We start from the raw sequence: 17,676 nt of genomic DNA on the forward strand, positions 1-17,676 counted from the left end.
CTACGCATCAGTCTGAATCTGACCGTTACTGATATTAAAAACGGTGGGTTGATGAATCAATTTTTGGGCGACACCACTTAAACTGGGTGTCGTTAAAAACGTCTGTACTTTATCTTGAATCGCCGTTAATAGGTGTGTCTGACGACTATCATCCAGTTCGGACAAGACGTCATCAAGCAATAGCACGGGATACTCACCCGTCTGCTCATACATCAGATTGATCTCAGCTAACTTGACGCTTAACGCCGTGGTTCGCTGCTGACCTTGAGAGCCAAAACTAGCAACGTCCTTACCGTTGACGATGAACTTCAAATCATCTCGGTGAGGACCGATCAAGGTTGTCCGCTGAAAAAGTTCCTTTTCGCGACGATCTTGATAGCCTTGTTTTAAAGCCTCGTAGATGTGTTGGGTATCACTTAAATCAGCCGCTTTAACGGCCGTCTCATAACGAAATACCAAGGTTTCTTTTTCTTGTGAGATCTCGTTATGAACCTGAGCGGCCCAGACTTCCAGGCGCTTGAGTAAATTCAAACGCGCGTTGATAATCGACGCGCCGTAATTAGCCAGCTGATCAGATAGCACATCTAACAACACCATATCGGACTGCTGTTTGTTGCCAAGTTCCTTCAGGTAACGGTTACGTTGTTTAAGAATCGTGCGGTACTGGGCAATATCATATAAGTACTTATGACTCATTTGCCCGAATTCCATGTCCATAAACCGTCGTCGTCCTTGCGGTGATCCCTTGACTAAGCTTAGATCCTCTGGCGCAAACAAAATGACGTTCAGCTGCCCAACGTAATCAGACAGCTTAGCCTGTTCCAAATGGTTCACTTTTGCTTTTTTGCCGTGTTTAGATAGCGTCAGCTCTAACGGGGTGTTGCCGCTATGCTTTAACACCCGGCCATAGACCTGCGCCGTATCAGCCTCCCAGCTAATCAACTCACGATCATTACTGGTTCGATGACTACGCGCTAAGGCCAAAAAATAAATGGCCTCTAGCAAATTAGTCTTCCCCTGTGCATTCTCACCGAGTAAGACATTTACGCCTGAGCCAAATGTAACGTCCAAGTCCTGGTAGTTGCGAAAGTGCTGCAACTTCAATTCTTCTAATTTCATAAGCCTATTCAGCCTGATTTAAGCGAATAAAAAACAGTCCGACTTCTTTAACGTCGACCGTATCTCCTGGATATAGTTTTCGTCCGCGCCGATCATCCGGTTCACCATTAACGTCAACCGCATGTTCTTTTAAATACCACTTAGCTTGACCACCAGAACCAACGATTGCTTCTTCTTTCAGCAACTGGCCCAAAGTGATAAACGGTGGTTCAATGAAAACTTCCTTTTTCACGGCTTCACCCACCTTCATTTTCTCTTATAATTATACGCTTTTAAGGGGTAAAAGTATAGTTTCACTTTCCATTTTTGGCCTATGAGCGGTTTTTTATATCAAAAGGGTCATCATACCATTTTGGTTCAAAATCGCTTAGAGGCCAAAAATGACGTTTTTGGGGTTTGAAATCGCTTTTTTAGACATAATGCAGCTTGACACCCACTTTTTTCCGGTTTTAATTCGGCTTAACCCACCTCATTGTTACGTTGACCACCCAAATAGTCGATCGGGTAACGCAACTGCTGATTAATGGCCGAATGATCCTGGGCAAATCTGATATTATTACCAAAGAATGCCAGTTTTGGATACCCCCTTCAGGTATCTAAAGACGTTATCTGACCGTGTAAACACCTGCGTATTTAAGAAAAAAACTCGCAACGTTATCTGTTTTGATAGATAACGTTGCGAGTTGATAGCCCTAAAATTCTAATTAAATTTTGTTTGAATCACACTGTTAGAACGTTCGAACTGGTGTGATCAGTTGAATAAAGTTTTCCTGGTCTTCAGTTGGAACCAAAGTAAATGGTCGCAATGGTGACGTAAAGGCAATTTTAATCACTGCGGCACCAAATGACCGGAGTGCATCCTTCATGTAATCAGGGTTAAATGAAATTTCGAGTGCTTCACCAACCATTTCACTTGGAGCCAATGCTTCTTCAACGTTACCAACGTCAGGTGAGTTTCCAAAAATGGTGGCCGATTCATTAGCTGGATCGAGCGTTAACTTAACGACGTTATTCCGCGATTCGTGAGATAACAGAGAGGCACGTTCAATGGCGGCTAACAGCACTTTGGCGTCAAATTCGGCACTGGTGGTTGATTCGTTGGGAATCAAACGTGATGTATCCGGATAATTGCCTTCCAGCAGCCGTGAATAAAATGACGTGTCGCCAATCGTAAACAAGACTTGGTTTTCTGATAGACGCATTTCGACATCTGGGTTGTCATCGCCAATCATCCGAGATAGTTCCGTTAAACTCTTACCAGGAATAATCACATCATACATGGCAGAAGCGGCCGTTGGTAAGTTAATTTTACGTTGACTTAACCGGTGACTGTCCGTTGCAACGGCTAAAAGTTGGTTATCGACCAACGTGAAATGAACCCCAGTTAAGATTGGGCGACTTTCTTGTGTCGAAACGGCAATAACGGTTTGGTTGATCAATTCACGGAATACGTTACCAGTTAATGAAATCGCGTCAGTTGCGTCGATTTCTGGCAGGCGAGGGTAATTATTGGCATCTAATCCATTGATGGTAAAAGATGCCGAGCCAGAAGTAATCTCGGTTTGGAAGCCTTCAGTAACATCTAACGTCATGTTGTCTTCAGGCAACCGCTTCACAATATCACTAAAGAAGCGAGCGGGGAGCACGATGGCACCTTCGCTTTGAATTGCCAGCTGGTTATCTGGGTTATCCGCGTGAATTAAGGTTTCAATCGAAATATCAGCATCTGAACCAGTTAGGGTTAAACCACTTTCATCAGCCACTAACTTGAGACCCGTTAAAATTGGAATGGTTGTTTTAGATGAAATTGCACGTTGAACATTGTTAAGTTCTTTAATGAACGCTGAACGGTTAATTGTAAACTTCATAGGTGGGCACTCCTTATTGTCTTTAGTATATATAAAAGAATAGTAGTAGTAGGGCGGTGGATACTGTGGATAAGTTTGAGAAACACGCACGGTATTTGAGTTATGCACATGTGGATAACTTGTGTATAACTTTTAAAGTTGTCCACAACGCCTATTTCCAAATCTTCTCCATCATAGCTTAATTAAGTGAGTAAAAAAAGTAGTCAATCTGAATTCTAAGTTCAAATCGATTACTTTTTTCGTGATCAACTTACCGCTCGATTTCAGTCTTCAGATTGTTGATTTCAGCTTGCAGGTCACTGTCCGTTTTAAGCGCATCGGCAATCTTGTCGTACGCATGAATAACAGTGGTATGATCCTTGCCGCCGAATTCATTACCAATCTTAGGTAGTGAACTATCAGTAAGCTCCCGTGACAGGTACATCGCGATTTGTCGTGGCATCACAATGGTCTTCAGACGTTTTTTACCCTTTAAGTCGGTTAGAGAGACGTGGTAGTACTTCGCAACTTTTTCTTGAATCAGTGGAATGGTGAGCTCACTTGAGCGCCGGTCTAACTTGAGGCTCTTAAGTGAGCTAGCGACTAATTCCGTTGTGATCGGTTGATTCACGAGCTTCGAATAGGCATGAACTCGGGCAAGTGCACCCTCTAGTTCACGCACGTTGGAATCAATGCGGCTCGCAATATAACTCAATGTTTCATCAGGAATCGCGATGTTGTCTGCGGTGGCTTTGTTACGTAAAATAGCAATCCGGGTTTCTAGGTCTGGAGGCGTGATATCAACTGATAAGCCCCACGCAAATCGAGAAACGAGACGGTCTTGCAACTTTGGAATCTCGCCAGGCAGTCGATCTGATGTCAATACAATTTGTTTTCCGTCGTCATGGAGCGCGTTAAAAGTATGGAAGAACTCTTCTTGCGTTCCTTCTTTATCAGCAAAAAATTGAATATCATCAACGAGGAGTAGGTCCACGTTGCGATATTCTTCTCGGAATTGATCTTGTGTCTTCGATTGAATGGCGGTGATGAAGTCGTTGGTGAAGGCTTCACTCGTAACGTATTTAATCTTAGTGCTCGGATCATCCGCCAGCATCTTGTTACCAATGGCGTGCATTAAATGTGTTTTGCCTAACCCAACACCCCCATAAAAGAACAGTGGGTTATACATGACACCAGGTTCCTCAGAGACAACTAGTGCAGCAGCGTGTGCCATTTGATTTCCCTTACCAATCACGAATGTATCAAAGGTATACTTGGGATTCAATTTAGCCGATGGACTAAAGCTTGTGGCCGTTGCAGGGTGGTCAAGTGTGGATACCTGAGAGTTGTCATCATCGTCAATCACAAAAACCGGCTGAATATCGACTTGCGCGAATTCATAAGCCAGTTCAACTAACGGTTGGGTTAGGTTGCGTTGCCAATAATCACGGTGCAGCTCTGATGGTAGCTTGATTGTTAGACGGTTATTCGATAACTTCACTGGAATAGCTGTTGAAATCCAAGTGTTAAAAGCTGTCGGGGCGACTTTTTGTTGAAAGCCATCTTTAATAGCGCCCCAAAGTGTGTCTAAATCAAGCACTTTACTTCCTCCCCATATTAAATTGATAAATTCAGTTTAGCATGCCGTAAAAAAGTTTTCCACAGCCTTTTCAACTTGTGGATAATTGTTTCACAGGCAGGTATAAAGTTTTCCACAGGGATGTTCATAACTTTTGGAATAAGTCTGTGAAACATTTTTATCCACAGGCTGTTGTGCAAAACAAATTCAGTAGTATCAAGTGTTTCACAAGTTCGTCCCCAGAATTAACAGGTATTTCATCTTGAGAATCAACAAGCTGTGGACTTGTGGATAAAGCCGTTGAAAACCCTTAAAATTAAATCCGGATTCCACAGGTTATCCACAGCCTAAATTCATGAAACAAATTTTAAATCAACGAAAAAAAGACGCTAATTTTAAATTAGGTCTTTGATGTTCGGCTTAGGTATGATATTATATTTTAGAAATGCATTTGAAGATGTAAATAATGGCTTCATGCCTGAGGATCAGGAGGTGTAATTTTATGAAGCGCACATACCAACCTAAGAAACGTCATCGCTCACGCGTGCACGGTTTCCGTAAGCGGATGAGCACGAGCAACGGCCGTAAGGTTTTAGCCCGTCGTCGTCAAAAGGGTAGAAAAGTTTTGTCTGCATAGACCACTGACCAATCAGTGGTCTTTTATTTTGAAATTTAAAAAACGTGTAACAGACGTTTTGGAGATGCAATATGCGAAAATCTTACCGCGTCAAAAAAGAAGCGGAATTTCAAGAGGTCTTTGAAGCACGCCAGTCGGTGGCAAATCGTCAATTTGTGGTTTACCGCATGGACCGTCCAGACCAACCCCATTTTCGGGTCGGCATATCGGTTGGTAAAAAGATTGGTAACGCCGTTCATCGTAATTGGGTCAAACGTCGAATCAGACAATCGTTGACTGAACTAAAGCCTCATCTTAAACAAGACGTGGACTTTTTGGTCATTGCGCGACCGTCTGCGTCTGAGATGCCCATGCCCGAAGTTAAGGCACACTTGATTCACGTTTTAAAGCTTGCAAAGTTACTCGATCAAGATTACAGCGAGGAAGACTAGTGAAAAAATTAAAACGGTTTTTAACGATGTTTGGGATCGTTGGTCTGGCAGTGTTGTTGACTGCGTGTGGCAATCAGCCAATTACTGAGCACAGCACGGGGTTATGGGATGGTGTTATCCTATTGAACTTCTCGCGGGCAATTATTTGGTTAGCACACGTATTCGGCGGGTACGGGATGGGGATCATCGTCTTTACGATTATCGTCCGGATCATTATCTTACCTTTAATGATCTTCCAAACTCGCAGCATGCGCAAAACCCAAGAAATTCAACCACAGTTAAAGGCACTACAAAAGAAGTATTCATCTCGTGACCAAGAAACCATGGCCAAGCTACGGGAAGAACAACAAAAGCTTTATAGTGAAGCTGGCGTTAACCCAGTAGCGGGATGTTTACCAATGTTAGTGCAACTACCTATTATTTGGGCATTGTACCAAGCCATTTGGCGGACTGACGTTTTGAAGTCAGGTCACTTCTTATGGTTGCAACTAGGGTCACGGGATCCATTCTTGATCCTGCCAATTCTAGCTGCTGTCTTCACCTTTTTAAGTTCATGGCTCATGATGAAAGGTCAACCAGAGTCTAATACCATGACAACTATGATGACGGTAACCACACCAGTGATTATCTTTATCACCGCGTTAAGCTTGCCAAGTGCTTTATCCCTTTACTGGGTAATCACGAACGCATTTCAAGTGGGTCAAACCTTGGTTATTCAAAACCCTTGGAAGATCCAACGTGAACGTGACGAAAAAGAACGTCAACAAAAACAACACGAACGACAAGTTAGAAAGGCTGTACGCCGCGCTAAACAAAGCAAGCGTAAATAGCCTAAAGCCATCAACGGTTTAATCGTTGGTGGCTTTTTACATATCAGGCGTTTTAGGTATTCGTGTGCATATTCTTAACTAAACGTACGTAGCGGAAAGGTCCGCCTTTGGCCGCCAGCCCGTTTTTGGGTGGGTAGCTGTGGGACCGACTTCAACCGCTTCGCGTTTTCCGTCTCGTTGCTGAGCCTCAAAACCCACGAGTCTCAGAAACGTCCAGTACCACTAAGCGCTGCGCGCAAAGTGGTACTATTCACTGCTACCCACCCAAAAACGGGCTTCTGGCACTGCGGCTTACATAGTGGGTGGCGTTTATCGCACCACGTCTTCTTGGAAATAGATTAATGCAGCAAGGGTGCGTATTAATAAACGCTCACATTTCAGTAACGAGAACGGAAAGTAGTGAGAGCAATGAGAGTTTGAACAGCATTGGAACACCCCCTGATTGGCGTTATAATAGCGTCATTTAATACATAGGAGGGTCTTTCGCGTGACATTTTATACGTATGAGTATTTAAAAAATCAGAATTTTACCGTGAGCTATATTCGACTGACTATTTTGACAGTACTGTTAATAGCAGCTTTCATTGTGTTTTTAAGGTATTTTCGTAATCGGACTGCCGTTAAATACCGTGATTTAACGGTGATTTTTTTAATTGCCAGCTTACTGATGATTGGGTTTCAATTTCAAAACTTTTCAGCGCTTAAAAGTACGCGCAATAATAGCAATAACGTTTTGGGAATTTTAACCAAGATTGGGAAACGCAACCACGTGTCGCCTGAAAATCTGCAAACCAATACAACGACGGCCAGTGACAGTATGTTGGTGCGGAATAGTAAAACACAGCAGTACTACCGGGTACTATACAATGATGATCAGTCGGGCTTCATTATTGAAAAAATTAACTTACAGTTAACGAATACGAAGGTTAAAGTCGTGGGGGGCAATTAGATGTTTGCATACAGTGATGTTTTGATTAAATTAGTGATTGGTTTCTTGTTTATTACCGTATTGATCAACCTAACTGGTAAAAGCAATCTGGCGCCGACTTCTGCGATGGACCAGATTCAAAATTACGTCTTAGGTGGCATCGTCGGTGGGGTGCTCTACAACACAAGTATTACGTTGATACAGTTTGTGTTAGTGCTACTCATTTGGTCGCTACTAATTTTGGTGATGCGCTACCTGACGATTCACAGTCAACACATCCAGAAGTTTTTAAATGGCGATCCCGTTACGGTGATTCGAAATGGTGAGATTCTGGTCGACAACTGTCTGAAAGCTAACATCTCAGCGAAGGATATTGCGTTAAAGCTACGGATGGCAGGTGTGGTTGATACGGCGCTTGTTAAACGTGCGATTCTTGAGCAAAATGGGCAACTAACCGTCATCAATCAAGGGGATACCAACGTGAAATTTCCGGTTATTACGGATGGTACGGTGGATCCCGACGTGTTGGATCTAATGGATAAAGATCAGGAATGGTTGGTGGAGGCGCTTAGACGTCAAGGTATAGAACGCGTTCAAGACGTGTACTTAGCGGAATTTCGGAATAATCAGTTGATCATCGCGAAGTATCATTAAAGCAGAACGGCAAACCTTGTAGGACAATTTTATACAGCCATAAAGCGGTCAGAATGGGTTTTGACAGTATTTTGAAACCGTTAATTGATCAAACGAATATTCCGAACGCGTATTTTGTAATATTACGATTTCTAAATCCCGCCATATAACGCGATTTGTCATGCTATACTAGACATAAGAGTTTTATCGAAGGGAGAAACAAGCATGACTTTATACACCAATGAAACTGTTGATGGTGCTATTCAAGATGCACTAAAACAGCTTCAACTTGATCAATCACAAGTGGAGGTGACCGTCTTAACCGAACCGAGACGGGGCTTCTTTGGCATTGGCGCACGTCAAGCACGGGTTGAAATTACACCGTTAGCAACTACTACCACGGCTGCAGTGTCAGTGGCGACTGAACCCGAACCCACCACAAAAAAGGAGGCAGTTGATGCGACGGCAACACCGGCGCCTATCAACACACCTGAACCTGAAACGACTGAGGCGCAACCGGTTGACCGACAAGCTGAGTATCAACAAGTTGCGGCTGAATTAAACGACTATTTGAGCGATATTGTGAACCAGCTTGGTATCGATGCAACAAGTGCCGTTTCAGTCGCGCATCGTCACGTCACGATTGAATTTGAGACGGAACAAGAGGGGCTTTTGATCGGAAAACATGGTCGCACGATCAACGCTTTGCAAAGTCTTGCACAAGTCTTTTTAAACCATAAGCGTTTTTCTAAGTTGGAAGTGACACTAGACGTAGCCAGTTACCGTGAACGCCGACTTGAGACACTGACCCGGTTAGCTGAAAACATGGCCCGGGAAGTGGTTGCCACCGGAAAACCAGTTTATCTGGATCCGATGCCATCATTTGAGCGTAAGCAGATTCACAGTGTTTTAGCGGATAATGAACACGTTATGACATATTCTGCCGGTACTGAGCCAAAACGAGCAGTGGTCATTACGTTGCGATAAATCGCAAAATTTTTAGTGGGTTGTACAGGCCTGTGACTTGACATCGCAGGTCGGCCAGTCTACTATATACAGTAATCATTCTTATCTTAAATAGATAAAGTAGTCAAAGTGCTTTATCCATGCTGTTAGGGGCATGGAGTGGGCACTTTTTTTGTGCGTGAATTTATGAACAAACCAATTATGGAGGGACTAACATGACAGCGACAAGTGAATTTGATACGATTGCGGCCGTTGCAACGCCACCTGGCGAAGGCGGCATTTCAATTATTCGGGTAAGTGGCGACCATGCTTTTGACATGGTTGAACCACTCTTTAAAGGTAAACGGTTGGCCAGTGTCAAAAGTCACACGATCAACTACGGCCACATCGTCGACCCCGAGACCGACTCTGAAGTCGATGAGGTGATGGTGTCGGTTATGCGGGCACCTAAAACGTATACGCGAGAAGATGTGCTAGAAATCAACTGTCATGGTGGTTTAATGGCCACTAATCAAATCTTGCAGCTGGTGATTAGCCAAGGTGCACGGTTGGCGGAGCCTGGTGAGTTTACGAAACGGGCTTTCTTGAATGGCCGAATTGACTTAAGCCAGGCCGAGGCGGTCATGGACCTGATTCGAGCTAAAACAGATCGTTCGATGAAGGTTGCTTTGAATCAATTAGACGGTAATTTGTCTCGCTTGATCAAGCACCTTCGTCAAGATATTTTGGAAGTACTAGCTCAAGTCGAGGTCAATATAGATTATCCTGAGTACGATGACGTTGAAACGATGACGACCAAACTGTTGCTTGAAAAAGCGCAGGAAGTTAAAGCTTCAATTCAACAATTATTGAAGACGGCAAAACAGGGTAAAGTGTTACGAGATGGTCTAGCAACCGCAATCGTTGGCCGTCCTAACGTTGGTAAATCGAGTTTGTTAAACGAGTTACTACATGAGGATAAGGCCATCGTAACCGACGTTGCCGGGACCACCCGTGATGTCATTGAAGAGTACGTGAATGTTGGTGGCGTGCCACTGAAGTTAGTGGACACGGCCGGAATCCATCACACCGATGATAAGGTCGAAAAAATTGGGGTGGAACGCTCAAAACAAGCGATTTCAGCAGCCGACCTAGTGGTGCTGGTACTGAATGCGAGCGAACCGTTAACACCTGAAGACCGCCAATTACTGACTGATACGGCAGCTGAAAAGCGGATCATCATTCTCAACAAGACTGATTTACCAGTTAAAATTGATTTGGCTGAATTACGCGACTTAGCGGGTGACACGAAGATGATCAAAACTTCGATGTTACAGAGTCAAGGTGTTGACCAACTTGAAGGCGAAATCAGTCATTTGTTCTTTGACGAAGGCATTGAGTCTGGTCGGGGCAACGTGATGGTGACTAACGCCCGCCACATTGGCTTGTTAAACCAAGCGAGTCAAGCACTGGATGATGTCATGAACGGGATTGCAGCCGGGATGCCGGTTGATTTAGTTCAAATTGATATGACCCGTTGCTGGAATAAGCTTGGTGAAATTACTGGTGACAGTTACCAAGATGAATTACTGGATCAATTGTTTAGCCAATTTTGTGTCGGTAAGTAATTGTTGAGTACGATGAATTGACTTTACCGTTTAAATTTTTTATTTTAGATAGCTGAAACGTGATAAAGCAGGATCTACCTGTTTTACACTCTTAAGGAGGAAACAACATGCCCGAGATTCAACCATACCGTGGCAAGGACTTCGACGTTATCGTCGTTGGTGCCGGCCACGCTGGTACGGAAGCAGCACTGGCAGCTGCTCGAATGGGGAATAAGACCCTGTTAATGACGATTAATTTAGATATGGTGGCGTTTATGCCATGTAACCCATCAGTTGGTGGGCCCGCAAAGGGAATCGTTGTGCGCGAAATTGACGCTCTTGGTGGCGAAATGGGACGTAATATCGACAAAACCTACGTTCAGATGCGGATGCTAAATACTGGTAAGGGACCAGCTGTCCGTGCCTTGCGGGCGCAAGCTGACAAGCATGCATACCACGCTGAGATGAAGCACACCCTGGAGAAAGAGCCTAACTTAACGCTGCGTCAGGGAATCGTTGACGATCTGATCGTTGAAGACGGTGTTTGTAAGGGTGTGATCACCAATACTGGTGCCAGATACAGCGCCAAGTCAGTCGTGATTGCGGCTGGTACTGCTGCTCGCGGTAAGATTATCATTGGTGAACTGATGTATTCGTCAGGCCCTAACAATTCCCAACCAGCCATGAAATTAACCAAAAATTTGGAAAAGTATGGGTTGGAGCTTAAGCGATTCAAGACTGGGACGCCACCTCGGGTGGATGGTAATACGATTCACTACGATGAAACTGAGGAACAACCGGGTGACGTTGAGCCAAACCACTTCAGTTTTGAGACACCGGATGAGAACTATTTATCACTTAAGAATCAACTCTCTTGCTGGTTAACCTACACCAACGAAACGACTCACAAAATCATTCGCGACAACCTTGACCGCGCGCCAATGTTTACGGGTGTGATCGAAGGGGTCGGGCCACGGTATTGTCCTTCAATTGAAGATAAGATCGTTCGATTCGCAGATAAGAGTCGTCACCAGTTGTTCTTGGAGCCTGAGGGTCGCAAGACGGATGAATGGTACGTTCAAGGTCTTTCAACCTCAATGCCTGAGGAAGTACAACAAAAAATCCTTCACTCTATTAAAGGCCTGGAAGATGCTGAACTTATGCGCCCAGGTTACGCCATTGAATACGACGTTGTGTCACCTTACCAACTACGCCCAACGCTTGAGACTAAGCTAGTAAAGAACCTTTACACAGCTGGCCAAACTAATGGGACTTCTGGTTACGAAGAGGCTGCTGGTCAAGGCATCATGGCTGGAATCAACGCTGGTTTACGTGCACTTGGCAAGGAACAGTTTGTTATGAAGCGCTCTGAAGGTTACATCGGTGTCATGATCGATGATTTGGTGACTAAGGGTACCAACGAACCTTACCGCTTACTCACGAGCCGTGCGGAGTACCGGTTAATTTTACGTCACGACAACGCCGATTTACGTCTAACACCTAAGGGTCATGAATTAGGGTTGATCTCAGATGAGCGTTATAACGCCTTCTTAGCCAAGCGCCAAGCCGTTGAGGATGAAATCGCACGGTTAAATACAGTTCGGGTTAAGCCTTCTGATGAAGTGAACGCCTACGTGGTATCACACAATGAGAAGCCACTCCAAGACGGTGTCTTAGCTGCTGAGTTTTTACGGCGCCCGCGGGTCACCTACGCTGACTTGCTCCGGTTTATTCCAAGCCCAGAGCAACCACTTGATCGCCGTGTGATTGAAGAAATTGAGATTCGAATCAAGTACGCTGGTTACATTAAAAAAGCCGAGGAAAACGTGGCGAAGATGAAGAAGATGGAAGCCAAGAAGATTCCTGACAACATCGACTTCGATGCGATTGATGGCCTTGCTACCGAGGCTCACCAAAAGCTCGATAAGATTCGACCAGAGACCATCGCACAAGCAACGCGGATCAGTGGGGTTAACCCAGCTGACATTGCGATTTTGAGTGTGTATATTGAACAAGGTAAAATCGCTAAGATTCATTAATTAAGAGTGAGTCAAACTTCGTTTAGGTCCCAGAGTATAAGTACAGAGACCCGTGAATTCCTGATCTTTTGGAATTCGCGGGTCTCTGTACTTATACGGCCGGGGCCTGAAGTTTAACTCACGTTTAGACTAGAGAACAGTTAGCATTCACCGAAAGTAATTTTTCATTTAGAAATAATTAAGCGGCCAAATTCCGGGATTGGAGTTTGGCCGCTTGTTGTTTTGAAGTTTAATGAGTCAGTTAGTAGGGGCCATTGGAATCGTCATGGTCACGCATCGCCCAGGAATCGACCCATCCTTGGTCATAGGCATCGTCGTAAGGATCATAGCTACTACTGGTTGAGGAACCGAGTGAATCTAACCAGAGACCAAAGCCAATTACCAAGATTGGGAGCAGCAGCATGCCACCAAGGTAGAGTAAAAAGAGTACCCAGTTACCAATGTATGGCCACAGCCAGTAACCCACTTTATAAACTAAGTAGATGGTGCCAATCGTGCTCAACCAACCCCACTTATGTTCGGCATGTTGGGTTCGAGTTCGCGTTTGAGGTTGGACTAAAGGGGTTGTTATTTTGGTAGATTGGAGGTGGTAAGTATAGTGGTCGGCCGCATGGTTAGAAACGTCAGCTAACTGATAGCCGGTGTTTTGGGTAATTTTGGCTGCGCGTGTTTCATCTGACATTTAGACCACCTCCTCAATTAACTTTATTATACCGCAATCAAAAAATGGTGCCATTTGTCGGGAAATCCACGACTTGGCACCATTTTTTGGTAGTGGTTAGTTTAAATTCAAGTGGCTGAATAGATCTTTTTGGTAAGCCCGGTCCTGTTTGCGTTCAACCAAGCGGTCTTGGTAACCCGCACAGATAAATTTTTCCTCATCTGATTCAGGCACGATAATTGGTAGTTCGGGGTTGGCTGGGTTAGCCATTACGACGAAGGTGACAAAGCAAGTGAAACCAACGAAGCGTTCGCCAGTCAACAGATGCTCGCCCAACCCTTTAACAAATACTTCCAGAGACCGGTTACTCGTACCCGTCACGTAAGATTCAATCACCATAGCGTCTTGCATCACGAAGGGGGCGATGAAGTTCATGTGATCCATTGTTGCGGTAACTTGAACTTGACGCACGGCACGTGAGGCCGCAATTGAACTGGTATTGTCGACCATGTATAAAATCTGGCCACCAAAAACGGTATCATGTTCGTTTAAGTCGGAACTAAAGACACGGTGATTGGTAATTGAAAGGGTATCTTGGCAAGTTAATTGACGTCTGCTCATGCTGTAACCTCCAGTGTTTTCATCTATTTTAGCATAGTTTTGGAGGCGATTTCATTTTCCAGCCAGAATCTTATTAATTGTATTTTACAGTGGTATCTTTCATAATGAAGCCAAAACTAAGGAAGAAGCGATGACTATGACCCGCTATTTAACGATTTCACCTGAAGCAATTGCGAAAATTAAGCCACACTTGAATGAGCATACAAGACTGCTATTAAGTTATGATGATGGCGTTGGACCATACTCACATCACGGTTTAGTGGCGTTACAAGTTTCATTTCAGTTAGTTTTGATCAACGACGATCAACCCTATAAAGACTATGACGAAGTCGTTGAGACGAATTTCGAGCCGGTGTATATCAAAGCCTACTCAGGTAAATTCTTGAGTGACCAAATGAAGTTAAAGCTACAACCAAAGTATCAGACGCTCGTACTTTCGGATGATAGTGAAGAAATTGACCAAAACGTTGAGATCGTGGACGAGCGGAAAACCGTTTAAAATGAAATGAATTCTGAAAGCATCGTTATTCTAAAGCGGATAACGGTGCTTTTTTATTGTAATTTTCTGAAAACGCGCGTTACATAATGAGTTATTTTATGATGTAACAATTGTGAAATAATGACTGAAATTAGTGAAATGATGACGTGCCTTTGACCGAGTGTATACTAAGAATAGTCAATATAATTGGTATGCTCCACACTATACATAATATTATTTTTGTATCAAATCATTCACAAGCCTTGTGAAAGTGGTATGAAAATGGTTTAATGTAAGCGTGTAAGCGGATACATCATTTATGATTTAATTTTGAGGAGGAAACGCGATGACTAGAATTGCAATTGTAACTGGTGGGGGACAAGGTATTGGTGAAGGCATTGCTAAACAGCTGACGGTTTAACTGTTGCTGTAGCTGATTTGAAGCAAGAAAATGCCGAGAAGGTGGCTGCTGAAATTGGTAACGGTGCGAAGGGCTACTTTGTCGACGTTGCTGATAAGCAAAGCGTTTTTGATTTAGTAGATGCAGTTGTTGCAGACTATGGTCAATTAGATGTCATGGTTAACAACGCAGGGATCGCTAAAATCGGCGCCGTGATCGATGCTGAAGAAAAAGACGTTGATCAAATTATGAATGTTAATATCAAGGGCGATATTTTCGGCATTCAAGCTGCAGCCAAGCAATTTAAGAAGCAGGGTAACGGTGGTAAGATTATCAACGCTTGTTCAATTGCCGGCCACGAAGGCTTTGAATTACTGGGCATCTACTCAGCAACCAAGTTCGCTGTTCGGGGTTTGACGCAAGCCGCTGCTAAGGAATTAGCCAAGGATAAGATTACGGTCAATGCTTACTGCCCAGGGATCGTGCTCACGCCAATGTGGGATCAAATTGACGCCGAAATGGCTAAAATTTACAACGTTCCGCTAGGTGATACCTTGCAAAAGTATATCGATGGAATTGCACTGGGTCGTGGCGAACAACCAGCCGATGTTGCCAACCTTGTATCCTTCTTAGCAGATAAGAAGTCCGATTACATCACTGGCCAATCAATTATGGTTGATGGTGGTATCAACTTCGCATAAAAGTATCTTAATTGAATGATTGAAAGTGAGTCTCCAAGCTTTTAGCGGTGACATCGATGAGGTGTTATTTGCTAATAACTTGGAGGCTTTTTAAGTCGTGTTACCACTGCGTAAATTCGGACCGTGATTTTTATGCTTAGTTATCATGCGCAAAATCTATCAGAAAAGCACAACATAACGTTGTTTCACGTGGAACAAAAACGTGAACAAATTAACTTACAAAAAGTAAGTGCAAATTCGTGACTTTGAATTTGAGCGCGCTATACTAGTCATCGTTAAGTGATTGAGATAAACCTAATTGAGTCTCAACCCAGCAACAAACTGATGAGGAGCGCGATTAAAATGACAAAAATGATGGCAGGACAAGCATTAGTTAAAGTTTTGGAAGAGTGGGACGTTGACCACATCTACGGTATTCCAGGCGGTTCAATTAACCACACTGTAGAAGGGTTGTATCTTGAACAGGACAAGATGAAGTACATTCAAGTCCGTCATGAAGAAGTTGGTGCGATTGCAGCTTCAGCTGACGCAAAGTTTACCGGTAAAATTGGGGTAGCCTTTGGTTCAGCCGGTCCTGGGGCCACTCACCTCTTTAACGGCTTATATGATGCCAAGATGGATCATGTACCCGTGCTCGCAATCGTCGGTCAAGTTGGTCAACCCGTTATGAACACCAACTTCTTCCAGGAAATGGACGAAACCCCAATGTTCGCTGATGTAGCGGTTTATAACCGAACCGTCACAACTGCGGAACAGATTCCATACGTCATTAACGAAGCGATTCGTGAAGCTTATCGTCAAAGTGGCGTTGCGGTGGTTGTTCTGCCCGAAGATCTGACAACTCAAGAAATTGATTACGTGCCTGCTAAGACACCAAAAGTAGTTGCGGATAACTTCAAACAAACGGTTGATCCTAAAGCCATTAAAGACAGCCTCGAAATGATTAAAGCAGCTAAACATCCATTGATTTACGCTGGTCGTGGATTGTTGGGTGCACGTCAAGAGCTGACTAAGTTCTCAGAACAATTCAACATCCCAGTTATGAATACGGTACCGGCAACCGGCGTGATTTCAACTGATCATCCAAACTTCATCGGGACGTTTGGCCGATTAGGCACCAAATCGGGGTTTGAGGCGCTTCAGCATGCTGATTTAATCATCTTCTTAGCCTCAGAATTTCCATTTGCAAACTTCTGGCCAAAGGACTTGAAGATTATTCAAGTTAACACCAATCCGTTTGATATCGGTAAAACAGTTGATGTTGATTACGCAGTGATTGCTGATGCCAAAGCTTACTTGACGGATATGATTGCAACCGGTGAAAGTCGGCCTGCTGATACTTGGCTAAAGACTAATCAAACTAACAAGGCAAACTGGGACAAGTGGCTTGACGAACAGGCGAATGATACCAAGGATGGTCTAAATGCGGAAGCAGTGACCAAGAAGATTGCTGAGTTGGCTGGTCCTAATGATACCTACGCCGTTGATACTGGGAACGTTTCTGAATGGGGTGTTCGTGGCTTACCAATGAATCAGAATCAACGATTTGCTATTTCTGGCTTATTTGCCACGATGGGCTTTGGCCTTCCTGGTGGTCTGGCTGGTGCGCTTAGTGTGCCAGATGCGCAAGCTTGGTCACTCTCTGGTGATGGTGGCTTTGCCATGGTTGCACCGGATATCATTACGGAAGCCCGTTACGAACTACCAGTCATCAACGTGGTCTTCTCAAACAGTCGGTTTGGGTTTATCTACTACGAACAAGCTGAAACTAAGCAGCACTTCTATGGTGTTGATTTGACGGATGCTGACTGGGCGAAGGTTGCTGAAGGTTTGGGTGGTATCGGCTTTACGGTTCGCAATCAAGCAGATCTTGACGACGTGTTCGCCAAGGTCAAAGAGTTGCAGGCTAACGGCAACAAGAAGCCAATCGTGATCAACGCGTACATTAAGCCAGACGATCCAATTGCAACGGCCTTCATGCCATTAGATGAAAAATTGTATGGTGCTGATACGGTTAAAGCCTACGCCGAAAAGTATCATATCGATCCAAAGACACAGCCATCACTTGGTGAACTTTTACGGGCACAGGGTGATGAGCAGTAATTAAATTTGATTTTTAATCGCGGCATTTAAAAATATCTGAACGCGCTAACTGACCAGATTTGGGTGAGTTGGCGCGTTTTTTTGATGATTGGAATAATACGGATGAAATTCAAACGT

16 protein-coding genes and 1 pseudogene are annotated in these 17,676 nt (G+C 44.1%); 11 read left to right on the top strand and 6 right to left on the bottom strand.

Features of this window, described 5'->3' with window-relative positions:
* The 4 genes from recF to dnaA form a co-directional block, all read right to left on the bottom strand.
* Window positions 1-1,119, bottom strand: coding sequence for a DNA replication/repair protein RecF (recF, locus tag FD04_RS00945; RefSeq protein WP_056946356.1), 1,119 nt, complete (start codon window positions 1,117-1,119; stop codon window positions 1-3).
* A gap of 4 nt (window positions 1,120-1,123) precedes the next feature.
* Window positions 1,124-1,369, bottom strand: a complete 246-nt coding sequence (gene yaaA, locus FD04_RS00950) for a S4 domain-containing protein YaaA (RefSeq protein ID WP_156660374.1) — start codon at window positions 1,367-1,369, stop codon at window positions 1,124-1,126.
* Window positions 1,370-1,847: 478 nt separating this feature from the next.
* On the bottom strand, window positions 1,848-2,987 hold the full coding sequence (dnaN, locus tag FD04_RS00955; RefSeq protein WP_056946357.1) for a DNA polymerase III subunit beta: 1,140 nt from the start codon (window positions 2,985-2,987) through the stop codon (window positions 1,848-1,850).
* Between the two features lie 250 nt (window positions 2,988-3,237).
* On the bottom strand, window positions 3,238-4,566 hold the full coding sequence (gene dnaA, locus FD04_RS00960; RefSeq protein ID WP_054702259.1) for a chromosomal replication initiator protein DnaA: 1,329 nt from the start codon (window positions 4,564-4,566) through the stop codon (window positions 3,238-3,240).
* 481 nt (window positions 4,567-5,047) lie between these two features.
* Between dnaA and rpmH the strand changes: the two genes are divergently transcribed.
* The 8 genes from rpmH to mnmG all read left to right on the top strand — a co-directional run bounded on the left by rpmH (window position 5,048) and on the right by mnmG (window position 12,595).
* Window positions 5,048-5,182, top strand: a complete 135-nt coding sequence (gene rpmH, locus FD04_RS00965) for a 50S ribosomal protein L34 (RefSeq protein WP_054702263.1) — start codon at window positions 5,048-5,050, stop codon at window positions 5,180-5,182.
* 71 nt (window positions 5,183-5,253) lie between these two features.
* Entirely contained in the window at window positions 5,254-5,613 is a 360-nt protein-coding gene (gene rnpA / locus FD04_RS00970) for a ribonuclease P protein component (protein ID WP_056946358.1), read from the top strand.
* A gap of 26 nt (window positions 5,614-5,639) precedes the next feature.
* Window positions 5,640-6,443 (top strand): membrane protein insertase YidC, encoded by an 804-nt coding sequence (gene yidC / locus FD04_RS00975; protein ID WP_056946401.1) that lies wholly within the window; start codon window positions 5,640-5,642, stop codon window positions 6,441-6,443.
* 487 nt (window positions 6,444-6,930) lie between these two features.
* A complete protein-coding gene (locus FD04_RS00980) occupies window positions 6,931-7,392 on the top strand; it encodes a DUF3290 family protein (RefSeq protein WP_056946359.1) in 462 nt (153 codons plus the stop codon).
* Window positions 7,393-8,025: a DUF421 domain-containing protein gene (locus tag FD04_RS00985; RefSeq protein ID WP_054702269.1), complete on the top strand. Its 633-nt coding sequence runs from the start codon at window positions 7,393-7,395 to the stop codon at window positions 8,023-8,025. It begins immediately after the preceding gene.
* Between the two features lie 204 nt (window positions 8,026-8,229).
* The gene (gene jag, locus FD04_RS00990) at window positions 8,230-8,991 is read left to right on the top strand and encodes an RNA-binding cell elongation regulator Jag/EloR (protein WP_056946361.1); all 762 of its coding nucleotides are present in this window, start codon (window positions 8,230-8,232) and stop codon (window positions 8,989-8,991) included.
* A gap of 194 nt (window positions 8,992-9,185) precedes the next feature.
* Window positions 9,186-10,577 (top strand): tRNA uridine-5-carboxymethylaminomethyl(34) synthesis GTPase MnmE, encoded by a 1,392-nt coding sequence (gene mnmE, locus FD04_RS00995; RefSeq protein WP_056946362.1) that lies wholly within the window; start codon window positions 9,186-9,188, stop codon window positions 10,575-10,577.
* A 107-nt stretch (window positions 10,578-10,684) separates the two neighbouring features.
* Window positions 10,685-12,595: a tRNA uridine-5-carboxymethylaminomethyl(34) synthesis enzyme MnmG gene (gene mnmG, locus FD04_RS01000; RefSeq protein ID WP_056946363.1), complete on the top strand. Its 1,911-nt coding sequence runs from the start codon at window positions 10,685-10,687 to the stop codon at window positions 12,593-12,595.
* 241 nt (window positions 12,596-12,836) lie between these two features.
* On the opposite strand, the gene FD04_RS01005 is transcribed toward mnmG, so the two are convergent.
* A complete protein-coding gene (locus tag FD04_RS01005) occupies window positions 12,837-13,277 on the bottom strand; it encodes a hypothetical protein (RefSeq protein WP_054702276.1) in 441 nt (146 codons plus the stop codon).
* Between the two features lie 96 nt (window positions 13,278-13,373).
* Window positions 13,374-13,877: an acyl-CoA thioesterase gene (locus FD04_RS01010; protein ID WP_054702279.1), complete on the bottom strand. Its 504-nt coding sequence runs from the start codon at window positions 13,875-13,877 to the stop codon at window positions 13,374-13,376.
* Between the two features lie 136 nt (window positions 13,878-14,013).
* On the opposite strand from FD04_RS01010, the gene FD04_RS01015 reads away from it, so the two are divergent.
* The 3 genes and pseudogenes from FD04_RS01015 to spxB all read left to right on the top strand — a co-directional run bounded on the left by FD04_RS01015 (window position 14,014) and on the right by spxB (window position 17,559).
* Window positions 14,014-14,376: an iron-sulfur cluster biosynthesis family protein gene (locus tag FD04_RS01015; protein WP_056946403.1), complete on the top strand. Its 363-nt coding sequence runs from the start codon at window positions 14,014-14,016 to the stop codon at window positions 14,374-14,376.
* 325 nt (window positions 14,377-14,701) lie between these two features.
* Window positions 14,702-15,456 (top strand): annotated as a pseudogene (locus tag FD04_RS01020) (acetoin reductase).
* Between the two features lie 342 nt (window positions 15,457-15,798).
* On the top strand, window positions 15,799-17,559 hold the full coding sequence (spxB, locus tag FD04_RS01025; protein ID WP_056946364.1) for a pyruvate oxidase: 1,761 nt from the start codon (window positions 15,799-15,801) through the stop codon (window positions 17,557-17,559).
* The last annotated feature ends 117 nt before the right edge of the window (window positions 17,560-17,676 follow it).

It is taken from the genome of Secundilactobacillus odoratitofui DSM 19909 = JCM 15043 (assembly GCF_001434895.1).
Classification (GTDB): Bacteria; Bacillota; Bacilli; order Lactobacillales; family Lactobacillaceae; genus Secundilactobacillus; species Secundilactobacillus odoratitofui.